Origin of the sequence: Gemella haemolysans ATCC 10379 (assembly GCF_000173915.1) — a bacterium.
Taxonomy (GTDB): Bacteria; Bacillota; Bacilli; order Staphylococcales; family Gemellaceae; genus Gemella; species Gemella haemolysans.
In genome coordinates, this window is sequence record NZ_ACDZ02000014.1 from 529,333 (window position 1) to 545,800 (window position 16,468).

Annotated in this window: 19 protein-coding genes; all 19 read right to left on the reverse strand. The window is 28.8% G+C overall.

Annotated features, from left to right (window positions below):
• Positions 1 to 68: 68 nt before the first annotated feature.
• The gene (locus GEMHA0001_RS08070; protein ID WP_003145498.1) at positions 69 to 902 is read right to left on the reverse strand and encodes a hypothetical protein; all 834 of its coding nucleotides are present in this window, start codon (positions 900 to 902) and stop codon (positions 69 to 71) included.
• A gap of 71 nt (positions 903 to 973) precedes the next feature.
• Positions 974 to 3,097 (reverse strand): DNA translocase FtsK, encoded by a 2,124-nt coding sequence (locus GEMHA0001_RS08075; protein ID WP_040464539.1) that lies wholly within the window; start codon positions 3,095 to 3,097, stop codon positions 974 to 976.
• A gap of 211 nt (positions 3,098 to 3,308) precedes the next feature.
• Positions 3,309 to 3,521, reverse strand: coding sequence for a ferredoxin (locus tag GEMHA0001_RS08080; RefSeq protein ID WP_003145089.1), 213 nt, complete (start codon positions 3,519 to 3,521; stop codon positions 3,309 to 3,311).
• On the reverse strand, positions 3,511 to 4,095 hold the full coding sequence (locus tag GEMHA0001_RS08085) for an XTP/dITP diphosphatase (RefSeq protein ID WP_003145475.1): 585 nt from the start codon (positions 4,093 to 4,095) through the stop codon (positions 3,511 to 3,513). The genes GEMHA0001_RS08080 and GEMHA0001_RS08085 overlap by 11 nt, the downstream gene beginning before the upstream one ends.
• A 10-nt stretch (positions 4,096 to 4,105) precedes the next feature.
• On the reverse strand, positions 4,106 to 4,900 hold the full coding sequence (gene racE, locus GEMHA0001_RS08090; protein WP_003145345.1) for a glutamate racemase: 795 nt from the start codon (positions 4,898 to 4,900) through the stop codon (positions 4,106 to 4,108).
• 14 nt (positions 4,901 to 4,914) lie between these two features.
• Positions 4,915 to 5,646 carry a DNA repair protein RecO gene (gene recO, locus GEMHA0001_RS08095; protein ID WP_040464541.1) on the reverse strand — a complete coding sequence of 244 codons (732 nt, stop codon included), beginning with the start codon at positions 5,644 to 5,646 and terminating at the stop codon, positions 4,915 to 4,917.
• A complete protein-coding gene (era, locus tag GEMHA0001_RS08100) occupies positions 5,630 to 6,538 on the reverse strand; it encodes a GTPase Era (protein WP_003145523.1) in 909 nt (302 codons plus the stop codon). Before era ends, recO begins: the two co-directional genes overlap by 17 nt.
• A gap of 2 nt (positions 6,539 to 6,540) precedes the next feature.
• Positions 6,541 to 7,017 (reverse strand): rRNA maturation RNase YbeY, encoded by a 477-nt coding sequence (gene ybeY / locus GEMHA0001_RS08105; protein WP_197720172.1) that lies wholly within the window; start codon positions 7,015 to 7,017, stop codon positions 6,541 to 6,543.
• Positions 7,018 to 7,086: 69 nt separating this feature from the next.
• Positions 7,087 to 7,563 (reverse strand): tRNA (uridine(34)/cytosine(34)/5-carboxymethylaminomethyluridine(34)-2'-O)-methyltransferase TrmL, encoded by a 477-nt coding sequence (trmL, locus tag GEMHA0001_RS08110; RefSeq protein ID WP_040464474.1) that lies wholly within the window; start codon positions 7,561 to 7,563, stop codon positions 7,087 to 7,089.
• Between the two features lie 3 nt (positions 7,564 to 7,566).
• Positions 7,567 to 8,919 carry a signal recognition particle protein gene (gene ffh, locus GEMHA0001_RS08115; protein WP_003145567.1) on the reverse strand — a complete coding sequence of 451 codons (1,353 nt, stop codon included), beginning with the start codon at positions 8,917 to 8,919 and terminating at the stop codon, positions 7,567 to 7,569.
• A 10-nt stretch (positions 8,920 to 8,929) separates the two neighbouring features.
• The gene (gene ylxM, locus GEMHA0001_RS08120; RefSeq protein WP_003144976.1) at positions 8,930 to 9,253 is read right to left on the reverse strand and encodes a YlxM family DNA-binding protein; all 324 of its coding nucleotides are present in this window, start codon (positions 9,251 to 9,253) and stop codon (positions 8,930 to 8,932) included.
• A gap of 187 nt (positions 9,254 to 9,440) precedes the next feature.
• Positions 9,441 to 11,804 carry a replication restart helicase PriA gene (gene priA, locus GEMHA0001_RS08125; RefSeq protein WP_003145645.1) on the reverse strand — a complete coding sequence of 788 codons (2,364 nt, stop codon included), beginning with the start codon at positions 11,802 to 11,804 and terminating at the stop codon, positions 9,441 to 9,443.
• Positions 11,805 to 11,833: 29 nt separating this feature from the next.
• Positions 11,834 to 13,009, reverse strand: a complete 1,176-nt coding sequence (gene coaBC / locus GEMHA0001_RS08130) for a bifunctional phosphopantothenoylcysteine decarboxylase/phosphopantothenate--cysteine ligase CoaBC (RefSeq protein WP_003145119.1) — start codon at positions 13,007 to 13,009, stop codon at positions 11,834 to 11,836.
• Between the two features lie 21 nt (positions 13,010 to 13,030).
• Complete coding sequence (locus tag GEMHA0001_RS08135; protein WP_003145237.1) at positions 13,031 to 13,354, reverse strand: DivIVA domain-containing protein; 324 nt, start codon at positions 13,352 to 13,354, stop codon at positions 13,031 to 13,033.
• Positions 13,355 to 13,366: 12 nt separating this feature from the next.
• Positions 13,367 to 14,116 (reverse strand): RsmE family RNA methyltransferase, encoded by a 750-nt coding sequence (locus tag GEMHA0001_RS08140; protein WP_003145656.1) that lies wholly within the window; start codon positions 14,114 to 14,116, stop codon positions 13,367 to 13,369.
• Between the two features lie 188 nt (positions 14,117 to 14,304).
• Entirely contained in the window at positions 14,305 to 15,435 is a 1,131-nt protein-coding gene (gene mltG / locus GEMHA0001_RS08145; protein ID WP_003145416.1) for an endolytic transglycosylase MltG, read from the reverse strand.
• A 3-nt stretch (positions 15,436 to 15,438) separates the two neighbouring features.
• Complete coding sequence (locus GEMHA0001_RS08150) at positions 15,439 to 15,744, reverse strand: DUF1292 domain-containing protein (RefSeq protein WP_003145557.1); 306 nt, start codon at positions 15,742 to 15,744, stop codon at positions 15,439 to 15,441.
• Positions 15,745 to 15,770: 26 nt separating this feature from the next.
• A complete protein-coding gene (ruvX, locus tag GEMHA0001_RS08155) occupies positions 15,771 to 16,199 on the reverse strand; it encodes a Holliday junction resolvase RuvX (protein WP_003145599.1) in 429 nt (142 codons plus the stop codon).
• On the reverse strand, positions 16,200 to 16,454 hold the full coding sequence (locus GEMHA0001_RS08160; RefSeq protein WP_003144911.1) for an IreB family regulatory phosphoprotein: 255 nt from the start codon (positions 16,452 to 16,454) through the stop codon (positions 16,200 to 16,202). It abuts the gene before it with no gap.
• Between the last annotated feature and the right edge of the window lie 14 nt (positions 16,455 to 16,468).

The window sequence follows — 16,468 nt, forward strand, 5'->3', positions numbered from 1 at the left end:
ATCATATTCTATAATTTGCTACAATAAAAAATACAGGATAAAACCAATTATCCTGTATTTCAAAAGTATTATTCACCAGTACCTGAACTTACTGTAGCAGTCGATTCAGTAGGTGTAGCTTGCACTACTGGTGCTGCTGGTGTTTCTTGAACTGTACTAGAACCACTACTAGTTGGTGTTTCATTAACTACTGTATTATTTGCTGGAGTACTTGGTCTACTAATATTAGCTCTTGAACTACTATTACTAGAAGAGTTACTGCTTGGTGTGTAGGTATTTGCAGGTTGTTGAGGAGCTGGTGATTCAGATGGTTCTGCTGTAGCTTGTGTTTGAGCCTGCGCTCCTTGTTGTTGAGATTGATTTGATTCTGTAGACTTAGGAGCTTCTATTACTGTTAAAGCATCTTTAATACTCTGTGCGATAGAATTGTAGTCTTCTTCTTTTTCAAATAAAACTGATTTTTCTTTTTCAAAAGTAGATTGTAATTCGTTTAATTCTTTTTTCACAGAATCTACTTTCCCATTATTTTTTTTATCTTCATCGTTTAATGATGCATTTCTGATTTTATCCTTAACAACGTTAATTAGTTTTTCACGCATATTTTTAATTGCATCATTATACTCACTATTAAGCTTATCTTTATTCTCTTTTGCTACATCGCCCTTTTTATCAACAAGTAATTTAAATATTTCAATTTTTTTATTTAAATCATTCTCTTTATCAAATTTAGAAACTGTATCCTTAATAAATTTTTCTAATTTAGGATCTTCTTTTTTATTTTCAACTTTTGGTTTATTACTATTCATTGCTTGTTGCTTTTGATAAGCATAAGCAGATAATCCAATAACTGCTAAAATTACTATAGTTAGTAATCCTATTAATAATTTACTATTTTTTTTCACTTTTATTCACCTCTAATTTATCTTTATGGTTTACATAATATATTTTACGTAAACTATATCATGTAAACATTTTATTCGTAATCTTCTGCATATTCTTTTTCTAGAAATACTTTTCTTGGTTTACTTCCATCTACAGGTCCAATATATCCATCTTCCTCAAGCATATCTATTATTCTTGCTGCTCTATTATAACCAATTTTAAATCTTCTTTGCAATAACGAAGCTGAAGCTTTTTGAGTTTTAGCTATAAATAATAGTACCTCTTTGTATAATGGATCTACATCTTCAGCAGATGAGCCTCCATTTTGTGAACTTACCTCACTTGGAGTCATATTTGGATCATATTGTGCTTCAGACTGACTTTTAACAAAATCAACCACTTTTTCTACTTCTTCATCGGATAAGAAAGCTCCTTGTACACGTACCGGTTTACTTGAATCAGCTGATAAGTAAAGCATATCCCCTTTACCTAGTAGTGTTTCTGCACCTGATTTATCAAGGATAGTTCTTGAATCAATGCTAGAACTTACAGCAAATGCAATTCTCGATGGAATATTAGTTTTAATAACTCCTGTAATAACGTCAACCGATGGCCTTTGAGTTGCTATTATCATATGTATACCAGCTGCTCTTGCTTTTTGTGCTATTCGAGCAATTGATTCTTCTACTTCTTTTGAAGAAACCATCATTAAATCAGCTAACTCATCTATAATAACTACTATATATGGTAGTTCTTTATAGTCTGGATCTTTTGCAGCTATCTTATTATAACCTTCCATATTTCTAACTCGAGCTCTTGCAAATTCTCTATATCTGTTTTCCATTTCAAGAACCACTTTATGAAGAACATCGGCTGCTTTTACTGGATCTGTAACAACAGAAGTAAGTAAGTGTGGTATACCATCATAAATTGATAGTTCAACCATCTTAGGATCTATCATTATCAGTTTAACCTTATCTGGTTTATTTTTTAATAATATACTTGTAATTATCGTATTTACACAAACTGACTTACCACTTCCTGTAGAACCTGCTATTAATAAGTGAGGAGTTTTATCAATTCTAGTGAAAATTGATTCACCGGATACATCTTTACCTAATGCAACAGACAGTGGTGAATTATCTTCATCATTAACAAAAACCTCTTTCATCGTTACTAGCTCATTTACCGTATTAGGTATTTCTATACCTATCAATGATTTACCGGGAATTGGTGCTTCAATACGCACATCCTTAGCTGCTAGATTTAGTGCTATATCATTACTCAAGTTTACTATCTTACTAACCTTAGTTCCTGGGGTTGGTAAGATTTGGAACTGTGTAATTGATGGTCCTACTATTGCTTTGACAATCTTAACCTCAATACCGAAGTTATTAAATGTACTTTGAAGAATTTTTGATTTCTCTACTACGTCACCTTTAGTAATAGTTTGCTTCTTAACTGGGTTATTAAGTAGTGTAACTGGTGGAAGTTGATAATTATCATATGACTCTTCCGAAACTATTTCATTAACTGTTTCATCTTCTACAGTAATATGTTCTTTATTTAATTTAGTCTGTTTTCTAGAAGGACGTTGTACAATTTCCTCATCATAGAATTCATCATCTTCTTTGAATTCTCTTATATCAACAACTAAATCTTTATCTTTAATTTTATTATATCTCTGTTCATTAGAGTTTTCTCTATTAATATTAGACGAATTATATTCGTCATAGATAATATCATCCTCTTCTTGGTAATCGTCTAAAGTATCTTCTATATACTCATTTTTATCAAATGCATTAACTATATGATGTTTAATCCTTAAGACTAACTCCCTATGATTAATATTAAAATATAAAAATATAACTGTTATTATAGCTGATATTATTACCAATAATGAACCATAATAAGATAATAAATAAATTAAGAATTTAACAGGATAATATGATAATAATCCTCCACCATATGAACTAACTCTATTATTGTAAATATCATTAAAACCTAATAAATTATTATCACTATTACCAATGTAAATTAACTGAAATAGAAAATCTACTAAAATTAATAATACTACTATAATTGCTGGAGTTTTTAGCTTTTTATTCATAATATAATATATTGGCGTTGCAACTATTATTATATAGATAAGATAACTAAAACTTCCGAATAAATATTTAAAAAATGCATCAAAAAATCTACCAATAAATCCCATTTGTAAAACAGCTAAAATTACTATAAGAACAGAAATTACAAAATATAATCCACGATAGGCTTCTTTAGACAAAACGGGAATAACATTTTTCTTTGGACTTTTCTTTACACTTGTATTTTTACCACTTACCTTAGTGGTTTTCTTGTTTTTATTAGTTTTACTTGTTTTTTTTGTGCTTTTTGTCTTTTTATTGCTCAATCTTCTCTCCTTTCTAGTCTTCTTCTACAAAAACTGCCTCAGTAGGGCAATTAATTTTTGCTTCTAAAACTAAACTACGATACTTTTCAGCAACTTCCTCAGTCATCTTATTATCGTCGATAATGCAATACGCTATTCCGTCTTCGTCATAATCATATACATCAGGGCATATCGCATTGCAATTACCACAGGCAATACAATCTTCTCGTATTATTTTAGTTTTCATTATTTTCTTCTTTCAAAAATTTAGAAAATTTCTCCAACGATTCTTTTCGATGACTGATACTATTTTTTTCGTCAGAACTTAATTCTGCAAATGTTTTTTCTAAACTTGGAACATAAAATATAGGATCATATCCAAAACCATTGTTACCTCTTTGTTCAGAGATAATTTCACCATGACATTCTCCTCTAAAAGTAAGTTCCGTACCATCAGGTTTAACTAACGCTATTACTGATACGAACTTAGCTTTTGATTTCTTACCATCTAACTCAGATAATACTTTCTCTATATTCTTTGCATCAGTTTGTTCTTTTGAATATCTTGCAGAATAAACTCCAGGACGACCCTCTAATAGTTCAACACTAAGTCCACTATCATCTGCTATTGCAGTTTTTCCTGAATATTTTGAGATTGTTCTTGCTTTTATCAAAGCATTTTCTTCAAATGTTAATCCATCTTCAATAATTTCATCAGTAAAATTAATATCTTTTAAAGTTAGAATATTATAATCACTCAATATGCTTTTAATTTCTTCAACTTTATGTGCATTATTCGATGCTAAAATCAATTCTTTCATTTTATCACTCCTATATTTCAACTACTTCTGCATTAATATCTTTCTTTAACCACTTAGAAGCAATGCTATCAAAATTATCACTTTTTTGTGAAATAAAGAATCTGTGTTCTTTTTTATTAAACTTTTTCTGATGTAATTTTGTATATCCTAAAACAGTACTTACTTCACGTGCTGCTTCTCTTCCTGAAGAAATAACTTTAATATTATTACCATAATATTCTTCTATATCTTTCTTCAATATAGGATAATGTGTACAACCAAGAACTACAGTATCAACTCCTAGTGTATTAGTATTACCTAATGTATCAGATATTAAATTTTTAGTAGCCTCTTTATCAAGATTTCCTTCTGACTCAATAAACGGTACAAAAGCTGGGCAAGCTTTATCAAAAACTATAATATCAGAATTGATATTTTCGATTTCTATATCATATACTTTTGAATTTGCTGTAAATTTGGTTCCTAATACCAGTACTTTATTATTCTCTGTTGCTTGTATAGCTCGTCTTGCACCAGGTTGAACAACTCCTATAATAGGTACTTCATATTTATTTTGCAGATAGTCTAGTGCCGCAGCTGTTGCAGTATTACATGCTAAAACGACTAGCTTTACTCCCTTATCTATTAAGAATTTTACTGCTCTATCCGTATTTTTTATTATTTCTTCCTTTGTCTTATCACCATAGGGACAATTTTTAACATCGCCGAAATAATAGATAGTTTCATTGGGTAACTGTCTCATAATTTCGCGAGCAACTGTTAGTCCACCTACTCCACTATCAAATACTCCTATTGCATTATTCATATATGGCCTCTTTCTTAATTAGAACCGAGCATCTCTTCCAGTTCTAATATTTTAGTATAAGATTTAGTTTCTATTCCTACAAATTCTTTAAATACCATATTTAAAAATGAGAATAATCGAATTAAATCTTTGTTTTCTATTTCCAAACTTTCTAAAAAGTCGATATTTTTAACAGTCATATAATATGTAAGTTTCACTAATGAATCACTAAGACCATATACACTATGATCAATATTAAACTTATCAACAAAGCTATTCTTTAAAAAGCTATATCCTACATAAGGTTGATCTGTTTTTTGATATTTAAACATAAAACCCTGACCTTTTAAAATTTGACACAAAAAATATATTAAAACAAGTTTTTCAGAAACATCATTTTCTATATTTTTTAAACATACCTTCAATAACTTATACATATTAAAAATATCATCATTTATTAAATTAACATATTCCAACATATTGGCAACATAGCTATTTTTTAATATGTCATATACAATATTTGTATACGTGTTTTCTATCTCAAGGTTTGTAATTTTGTTCATACCACTAGTAGGAAAAAAATTAATAGATACCTCATATGGTGTACTCACCTTAATTTTCTTCTTACTTTTATGGACATTTTCGTAAAAAAAACTTTCTATATTACCTTGTTCAGTTAGAACGTGTAATATTTCATGGTAATCTCTATATCTTATTTTTTTTATTATTATTCCTGTAATAAAATTTCTATTAGTCAAAGATATCATCCCTATAGCCAAGGTCACGAATTTGATTTGGTTTTGATCTCCAGTTATCTATTACTTTAACCCAAAGCTCTAAAAACACTTTCTCTCCTAGAAGAACCTCTATATCTTTTCTTGCTCTAGAACCAATTTCTTTAATCATTTTACCTTGTTTTCCAATAATCATACCTTTTTGTGATTTTCTTTCAACAACAATTGTAGCGATAATATTTTTCTTTTTACCAGGTTGTTTCTCTATTCTGTCAATTACAACAGCAATTGAATGAGGAATCTCTTGCTCTGTTAATTGTAATACTTTCTCTCTAATAAATTCTGAAATAACAAAATACTCCGGAGAGTCCGTAATTACATCATCAGGATACATTTTAAAACTTGGTTGTAAGTATTTTTTTGTTGTATTTAATAGATTATCAACATTTATTGATTTTAATGCTGAAATTGGAACTATCTCAACAAAATCGTATAAATCTTTATAAAATTCAATAATCTGAATCAATTGTTCAGGTGAAATTAAATCGATTTTGTTAATTAGTAAAAATGTTGGAACTTTTAATTCCTTAACTATGTTTATTAAGTGTTGATCTCCAGGCCCAAACTTCTCACTCGCATTTATAATTAGGTAAACTATCTCAGATTCTTGAATTGCACTACTAGCAAGTTTCATCATATAATCACCAAGTCTATGTTTTGGCTTGTGAATACCTGGTGTGTCAATAAAAACTATTTGTGAATCATTATCAGTATAAACACCATTTATAATGTTACGTGTCGTTTGTGGTTTATCCGACATTATTGCTATTTTTTGTTTTAAAATATTATTTAATAACGTAGATTTACCAGCATTAGGTCTACCTATAATTGTGACAAATCCCGTTTTAATTTGTTCTTCAAACATGCTTATCTCCTTAAACCAAACTTCTCAAGAATCTCATCTTGTTTACCAAACATTTCTTTTTCATCTTCTTCAGTCATGTGGTCATAACCTAGTAAGTGTAAAAATCCATGTACTGCAAGAAAACCTATTTCTCTATCAAAACTATGTTCGTACTCTTTTGCTTGTTCATGAGCAATATCTACACAGATAATCACATCACCAATAGAATTAATCTCATCTTCAAGACCAATAATATCAATTTCATCTTCAACCTCGTCATTTAATGCAAAAGAGATAACATCTGTAGGTACATCTTTGCCTCTATAGTCACGATTAATTTCTTGTATTTCTTCTTTACTAACAAATGATAACGACATCTCAGTAATTTCAGTATCAATATTTTCATACTCTGCAGCACATTCTAATAGTTTCAGTAACATATCTTTTGTACTATCTTCTACTAAGTTATTATCATCTATAATTTCAACAAATGTCATGATTTTCTCCTTATATATTCTTATTTAGAGGGGCTAATTCAAGACAAAAACCCTAAATTCTCCCCTCACATACTATTTTAATTTATTAAAATTTTGTTGTCTTAAAGCTTCATAAATTATTAATGCAGCTGTATTAGACAAGTTTAGAGAACGAACATTTTCGCTCATTGGAATACGTAATGCTTGTTCACTATATTTCTCTCTAAATTCCTTTGGTAAACCTTTTGTCTCTCTACCAAAGATAAAATAGATATCCTCATTATCTGTATTTGAAAAATCAAAATCACAATAATTTTTTGTTCCAAATTTAGTTATAAGATAATAGTGCTTATCATTAGTTGCTTCTAAAAACTCATCAAAACTATCCCAAACAACTAAATCTAGATGTTCCCAATAATCTAAACCAGCTCTTTTTACATGTTTATCATCAATAGAGAATCCTAGCGGTCTAATTAAGTGTAATCTTGTATTAGTTCCAACACAAGTACGTGCAATATTTCCTGTATTAGCTGGAATCTCTGGTTGGAATAAAACTATATTATTCATAATTAACTAGAATGGAAGTTTGCCACCGAACATTCTTCCAAGACCCTTTCTTTTAGATTTATCATTCATAAGTCCGCCGAATTGTTTCATCATTTTTCTCATTTCTTCGAACTGTTTGATTAGTTTATGAACTTCATTAAGAGGACGACCACTACCTTGTGCAATACGTTTTCTACGTGGTACGTTTATAATATCAGGATTTTGTCTTTCTTCAATTGTCATTGACTTAATAATAGCCTCGATATAGACAAATTGTTTTTCATCAACTGCATCTAAATTCATATTTTTTAGTTTACCCATTCCTGGAATCATTCCAAGTATGTCTTTAAGACTACCTAATTTTTTTACTTGTTCTAATTGAGTTAAGAAATCTTCAAAAGTAAAACTTTGATTTAGAATTTTTTCCTGCATTTTTTTAGCTTCATCTTCATCAATAGAAGCTTGTGCTTTTTCAATTAATGTAAGTACGTCACCCATACCTAAAATACGAGATGCCATACGTTCTGGGTGGAATAACTCAAGGTCATTCATTTTTTCACCCATACCGACTAACTTAATTGGTTTTCCTGTAATAGACTTAATAGATAGTGCAGCACCACCACGAGTATCACCATCTAACTTAGTTAGTACTAAACCAGTAATATCAAGTTGTTCATCAAATGAAGTCGCAATATTAACTGCTTCTTGCCCTATCATAGAATCGACAACAAGTAATATTTCATCTGGTGTTGTAGCAGCTTTAATGTTTTTTAATTCATCCATTAATAGTTCATCGATGTGTAAACGTCCAGCTGTATCGATGATTACATAGTTGAAATAATTTTCTTTAGCAAAAGCTAATCCATCCTTAACAATATCTACTGGATCTTTATCTACATAAAATACTTCGATATCAAGTTGCTTACCTAATGTTTTTAATTGTTGAACTGCAGCAGGTCTATAAACATCAGCAGCAATAAGAAGCGGTTTTTTCTTCATAGTCTTTTTAACTTTAAGCGCTAATTTACCTGCTGTTGTTGTTTTACCAGCCCCTTGAAGACCAACCATCATAACAGTAGTAATTTTACCACCTTGGTTTAATTCAACATTAGATCCACCTAGTAGGTCAACTAATTCTTCATTTACGATTTTTACAACTTGTTGTGCTGGAGTAAGAGATTTCATAACCTCTGTTCCAACAGCTCTTTCACTTATTTTCTTAACAAATTCTTTTACAACTTTGAAGTTAACGTCCGCTTCTAATAAAGCTAATCTAACTTCACGCATCATTTCTTTTACATCCGCTTCTGAAACTTTACCTTTTCCAGTAAGCTTAGCTATTGTGTTTTGTAATCTTTCTGATAAATTCTCAAATGCCATACAAGCTCTCCTAATTTTCTAGTTTTATCAATTCTTCAACATACGTTAGTACTTCTGTATCAGTAGTTGATTTTTTTATCTCATTTAGTAAAAACAATCTCTGATTGTTTAATTTAATTAAATTTAACTTCTCTTCAAACTGTTCTAATTCTAATATTGTTCTCTTAATATTATTAGATACAGCTTGTTTTGATATATTATAATTTTCAGAAATCTCTGTTAGCGACAAATCGTTAAAATAATAGTCATCTAAATACTGTCTTTGTTTATCACTAAGTAATTCAGAGTAAAAATCATAGAGTTGTGAAATCTTTATAACTTGTTCTATTTCCACAATGTTCCTCCAGTCATTAAATATAAATCTACATCATTATATTATACGATAAAATCGCGTTTTTTTCAAATTTTTACCGCTTTTTTAAAAAATAAAATCAACTCAAATTAAAACTATTTTGAGCTGATTTATTTACATTTATTTTAAAATATATAATTTATTTTTAATACAAATTAATTTGAATTATTTACATATAATCCAGTGCAGAATTATCAATCGTTATTGTAATTTTCTCCCTAGAAAAACTTTCGGCAAAGTAATCATTAATATACTTTAATAAAGAATAAAGTTTATTATAATCTTCATCTTGATATCTTATAGCAATATTGAATTTATATTCATTATTTATTTTATAAAATAGACTCTTATTAGGCCCTAATACTGATAAATTAGTTTGTTTCTTACTAATAAAATCGAATATCATCTTAGCTACACGTTCTGTCTTTTTTTCATCATATCCTTTTATTGTTATAAATGAGATTTTACAAAATGGAGGATAGTCTATTAACTTTCTTCTGTTAAGTTCATATTTATAAAATTTCTCATAGCTATGTTCAATTGCATAATCTAGTATATTGCTGGCTATATTAGTTTGAAAGACAACTTCTCCTTCCTTCTTACTTCGTCCAGCCCTACCAGCAGTTTGAACTAGTAATTGGAATAGTTTCTCATTTGCTTTAAAACTAGGTAGTGCTATCATATTATCAATAGATAATACACCAACTAAAGTAATATTTGGGAAATCTAGTCCTTTTGAGATCATCTGCGTTCCTAATAAAATATCAGATTTGTGATTTTTAAAATCAGTAAGTAGCCTTTCATATGCGCCTTTTCTACTAGTGGTATCAGAGTCCATCCTTGTAATTCTAACACCTGGTATATTTTGATACAGGTACTCTTCAACGCGCTGTATACCATAATTCCCCGAAACTAATTCTGGATGTTCACAACACTTAAGTATATTAGAAATTTTCTTTTGATATCCACAAAAATGACAGTGTAGTGAATTATCATGTTTATGGTAGTTTAAACTTATATCACAATTTTCACACTTATATAAATGTCCACACGAAAAACAACGAATAAAATTAGTATATCCTCGTTTATTCATTAATAAGAGTACTTGTTCCTTCTTCTCTATTTTTTCTTTTATCTTAGTAAGTAATTCACTAGCAATTACATCTTCTTTTTCTGCGGTATGAACTATATTTATCATCGGCAATTTATTATTAAACCTATGTGTAAGCTTTAATAAATTATTGGGATTATTCTTTTCAAAATTATAATATAGATCAACTGAAGGTGTTGCACTAGCATATACTACAGTAGATTTATTATAGATTCCACGCTTTCTAGCAATATCCTTAGCATCATATCTTGGTGACTCAGTCTGTTTATAACTATTTTCATGCTCTTCATCAATGATAATAATACCAAGATTATTAAACGGTGCAAAAACTGCTGAACGAGTCCCTAAGCATATTTTAACTTTACCATCACGAATTTTTTTCCACTCAGTATACTTTTCTTTTGCATTGAGTCTAGAATGTATAACTGCTATGTTATCGCTAAATACTTTTCTAAATTTCTTTTCAATTTGCGGTGTTAATATTATCTCTGGTACTAAAATAATAGCTTCTTTCCCTACTCTAATAACCGCTTCAACAAGTTTTATATAAATCTCTGTTTTCCCTGCACCTGTTACACCATGTAAAAGATACTCATTGAATTTATTAGTATTGAAATTCTCACTAATTCTGTCATAAATCTCTTGTTGATGTCCACTTAATTTCGTATTATTGTCTAGTATAGATGTATTTATATCATGTTTAACATCTTCTTCAATAATTCTAATTACATTCTTTTCAAGTAGTTTTTTCGTAACAGAGTTTCCTATATTTAGTCTATCTTTAACCTTTGATTTTTTTATTTTATTATTAGTAATTAAATAATCAACTAGTTCTTTTTGTTTTTTTGTTAATTTAACATCTTCATATTTATCTAGCACATAAAACTCTTCTGTTTCGTTGTTTTTAATTTCTTTAATTCTACTTATCAGTCTAATTGCTTTTAGTGAGATTAAATATCCTATTTGTTCAATTGATAATATCTTCTCGAATTTATTCTTTTCGATTAAGTTATCCGTATTGAAGTGTTTTGTATAATCTAAAAGTAATGTTTTATTACCATCAAGTAGCTCATAGTATTCTATATACTTATTCTTTAGGCTTGTAGGAACAATTGTTTCAATTGCCTGTATTCTTGTACAAAATAGTTCATCAGCCATTACTTTAGACAATAAAATCATTTCTTTTGTTAATATTGGAAAGTCATCCTTTAGTCTTTTAATATATTTAAACTTATTCGTTACTTCTACTTCAGAATTCCCACTTCTAGTATCAACGACATAACCTTGAACCGTTCTTGTTCCAAAAGGAACCTCGACTCTGTATCCTACTATATCTATATCTTTAAATTCATCAGGTACAAGATAAGAATATACTTGATTAACATTATGATTATTTACATCAATTATTACCTCAGCATACATAATCTCACCTCCTTCAAATTAAAATCCATTTATTTTGATATTTCATCAACTATAGCTTTTGCTATATTATTTTTACTACTTTTATCAATTTTCTTAATATTATCGTGTCTGTCTATTATATAGACCTCATTATCATCACTACCAAAACCTATATCTTTTTTAGATATATCATTAGCAACAATATAATCAAGATTTTTCTTAACAATCTTTTCCTTTGCATACTCTATCAAATTATTTGTTTCAGCTGCGAAACCAATGATTTTTTGCCCCTCATGTTTATTATCGCCAACATATTTTAATATATCTTGTGTTCTTTGAAATTCAATTGTTAAATTCCCATCTTGTTTTTTCACTTTTTTATCAAAAATCTGAACTGGTGTATAATCTGAAACAGCAGCTGCCTTTATAATAAAATCACAATCCTTAAAATTATTTTTTACTGCTTCAAACATATCATTTGTACTAGTGATTTTTACTTTCTTCACATTATTGCTAATACTATCATTATCAACACTAGATACTAAGATTACTTCCGCTCCTCTTCTTGCACACTCATTCGCAATAGAGATACCCATTTTCCCTGTAGACGGATTTGTTAAGCATCGAAATGGATCGATGAATTCTTTTGTAGGTCCCGCTGTTACTAATACCTTTTTATCTTTTAAATCCTGTTCAACTTCTTGAAACACAAAACTTTCAATTTTATCAATAGTTGGAAATTTACCTTCTCCTACATCACCACATGCTAAAAGCCCGCTATCAGGTTCCACAAAATTAAAACCAAGTTTAATTAATCTATTCATATTATCTTGAATAATTGGATTTCTATACATAAATGTATTCATCGCTGGAACAATATAAACAGCAGATGTATCTCTAACTGCTAGCATTAATGAAGTAGCTAAGTCATCTGCAATTCCATTTGAAAATTTTGAAATTAAATTAGCTGTTGCTGGAGCTACAATTATTTTCTCCGCCCACTTTGTTAAGTCTATATGTTGTATTTCATTTTCATCGACTTCTTCAAAAGTACTTGTGTAAACTCTATTTTTTGTTAAAGTTTGAAATGGTAGCTGTGTAACAAAATTTTCAGCATTTTTTGTAAGTATTACTTTAACATTATTACCTTGTTTCACAAGAGAGCTGCATAAATCAATTGACTTATATGCTGCAATCCCCCCCGAAACTATTAATAAAATATTCATGGAATTCTCCTTTAAACTTAATTAATATAAGTCATGATCAATATTATTTGTTCCAAAAACCGCTGTTTCAAGTTTTGATAGTCTTTTTAATATATCTAAGTTTGTTACCTGAACAGGTTTATCTTCACGACTTGTATTTTTTAAAGCTTCAATTTTAATTTTTAAGTTTTGATTTTCTATTTCTAATTCTTTAAGTCTAGTTATAAGTTTATCTAACTTCATATAGTCTTCAATTATTAAATCTAAATAGTCATTAACATCTTCTTCACTATATCCCTTGACTCTATTTTTTCTAAACTCTTTTTCATAAATTTCTTTTGCTGTTAAATTTAATTCAACACTCATAATTTAACTCCTTTAATTAAATTCACTAAAATATGCAACACAACTAACAAAATATAGCGGTGCTGTTTCAGCTCTCAGTATTCTTTTTCCTAATCCTATCACATCAAATTTATTTTCAGTTAAAAAATCAACCTCCTGCTCAGAAAGTCCACCTTCACTTCCAAAAACAGCTATAACCTCTTTATTACTTAAATCAGAATGCAATAAATTTTTCAAGTTGATATTTTCCTCATTAACAGATTCCTTCTCATAAGCTACAACTTTACTATCAAATTTTTCAGAAAATACAATTAAATCTTTTAAACTATCGACATAAGTAATATCAGGAATTACATTTCTCTTAGATTGCTCAGCAGCCTCTTTTACAATTTTATTCCATCTATTCAACTTAGAATCTACCTTATCTTTTTTTATTTTGGCAATATTTCTCTCAGAATTAAATAAAACTATATTACTAACACCTAATTCAGTTAATTTTTGCATTAAATATTCAATTTTATCATTTTTTAATGGCGGAATAGCCACTGTTATCTTTGTCGATAATTCATTAGTACCTATTACTTGTTCATACGGCGTAATAAGAACCTTGTCTACATTATTATCAACAATCGTACAAATGTATTTAATTTCATTATTAAATACAACATATACTTTATCTTCTATTTTCTTTCTCATAATTCTTACAATATGATTACTGTCATCTTTAGACAATTCATATGTTGATTCAACATTCAAATCTTCATTTATAAAATACTGTTGCATAAAAACTCCTAAATTTTAATCTTACAACTAATTTTACCTTATAATGCATATTAATTCAATAGTAGCAATCCTAATATAAAAGTAACGACTCGTAAATTTACTTTACAAGTCGTTACCTTTTTTATCAATTATATCTTGAAATTAATTCAAACAAAATTGACATTAATATTACATTTAAAATATATTAGTTAGCTTCCAGCTGGAATATAACCTTCGATATGTTCTTTAGCTAATTTTTCATGTTCTGGGTAAGTTTTTGAGAAATAAGCTTTTCCATCTTTTGTAGCATGCAAGAAGAATAAATAGTCTGTATTCTCAGCATTATTTAAAGCTTCATACGACGCAGACCCAATCGATGAAATAGGTCCTGGCGGCAAACCAATAACTGCATATGTATTATAAGGTGAATTTAGCGATAATTCTGCCTGTGTTGGCGCTCCAGTTAACTTATCAGCTGCATAGTTTGCTGAAGGATCAGTCTGTAATTTCATTCCTTGAGCTAATCTGTTTAAGAATACACTTGCAATAAGTTTATTCTCATCTGATTTTGTAGATTCTTTTTCAAGAATACTTGCCATTGTCATATAATCATGAATAGAAATTTGTTTATCCTGTCCATTTATTTTCCATGTTTTATTATTTTTCTTGTATAATGGCACTACTTTTTCGTTAGTTAACTTAACCATTTTAGTTATTAAGCTTTCTACAGTCTCATTATCACTTATATCATAAATAGCCGGGTATAAATATCCTTCTAAAGCATATTTAATATTTTTTCCATAAACATCGTCTGTGATTAATTCAGGAAACTGTTTCTGTAATTTTTTAATAAATTCAGCATTATTAACTTTTTCTAAAAATTCATCACTACTTAATTTGGTTTTTTCTAAATTCTTAGCAATTTTAATAATACTATCACCTTCTATTAAAGCAAATGAATTACCTGAGCTAGCTTTATTTTTAGCACCAAGCTCTTGCATAATTTGAGATAAGCTCATGCTTTGTTTTAAATTAAAGTTACCCACGTAAAATGATGTATTTGGGTGTAACCTTGCATAGATTTTAAATACTTCTTCGTTTTTTATTAAACCTTTAGCTTTTAACTCCTGTGCAATTTTAGCACTACCATAATTTTCTCTAATTTCAACGGGAATATCTTTATTATTAGACTTATCAACTGGAGTTGTCATATAGTAAAACAGTGATAAGACTACTATTCCTAGAACAACAAAGAAAGTAATAATTACAGGAATGATTGATTTTTTCTTCCTATTTTTTTTCTTTAGTTCTCTACTTCTTCTAATTTTATCTTCTCTCATCTTTTACTCGCTTTCATCGTAGTAGAAAGTATCTAATACTTCTGAAATCATATCATATTCTTCATCTGTTTCAACTGGTTCAAATCTAACACTATCCTCACCATCTTCAACACATACCATTGGGAAAATGCTAATTTCCTCTTCGTCAATTGTTTCTTCTTCAGCGAAAATGTAGTATAAGTTACCGTTTGTTGGATTAGTAAATTCTAAAATTTTACGGTATTCTTTTTCTTCGCCTTCTAATGTACTAAGTGTGTACACCTCTTCTGTATTATCGATACTAATGTTTTTTAAATCTTTCTCTTGCATTTTATTATCCTCCTAAAATATATATATTAATTTAATTTATCTAAATATGTCTGAAGTATTAATACCGCAGCCATTTTATCAATAACATTTTTTCTTTTTTTTCTTGAAACATTAGCTTCAAGAAGTACTCTTTCAGCACCCATTGTAGTCAAACGTTCATCTTGTAAAATAATTTCAACATTTTTAATTTTCTTTTTTAATACTTCTACAAAATACAGTGTTGCTTCTCCTCTAAAACCTACAGAATTATCCATGTTTTTAGGAAGACCAACTACTATTGTTCCTACATTATGCTCTTGAACTAATTCCTTAATTCTTTTAATTTTAAAATCTTTAACCTGCTCATTAATATTTATGGTTTCTATACCTTGAGCAGTAAACCCTAACAAATCACTAACGGCAACACCGATAGTTTTTGATCCGTAATCAAGGCCCATAATTCTTTTATCTAACATTTAAGACTCCTGTATAAAAAAGTATAATAAGTACTCTAGTATATCATCCATTTCTATTAATCTTATTTGCTCCCTTGCATGATTATCTCTAGGAATATATACTGGATCAGCAGTTTTAATATATCCCATTAGTTGATTAATAGGATCGTATCCACGCTGCTTAATTGTCTCAACAACATTTTTTAGAATGTTGTGAATATCATTTTTATCATAAAAGTTGCTATCAAATAATCTTGTTTCATCGAAATTTGTCATAATCTTTACCTCCG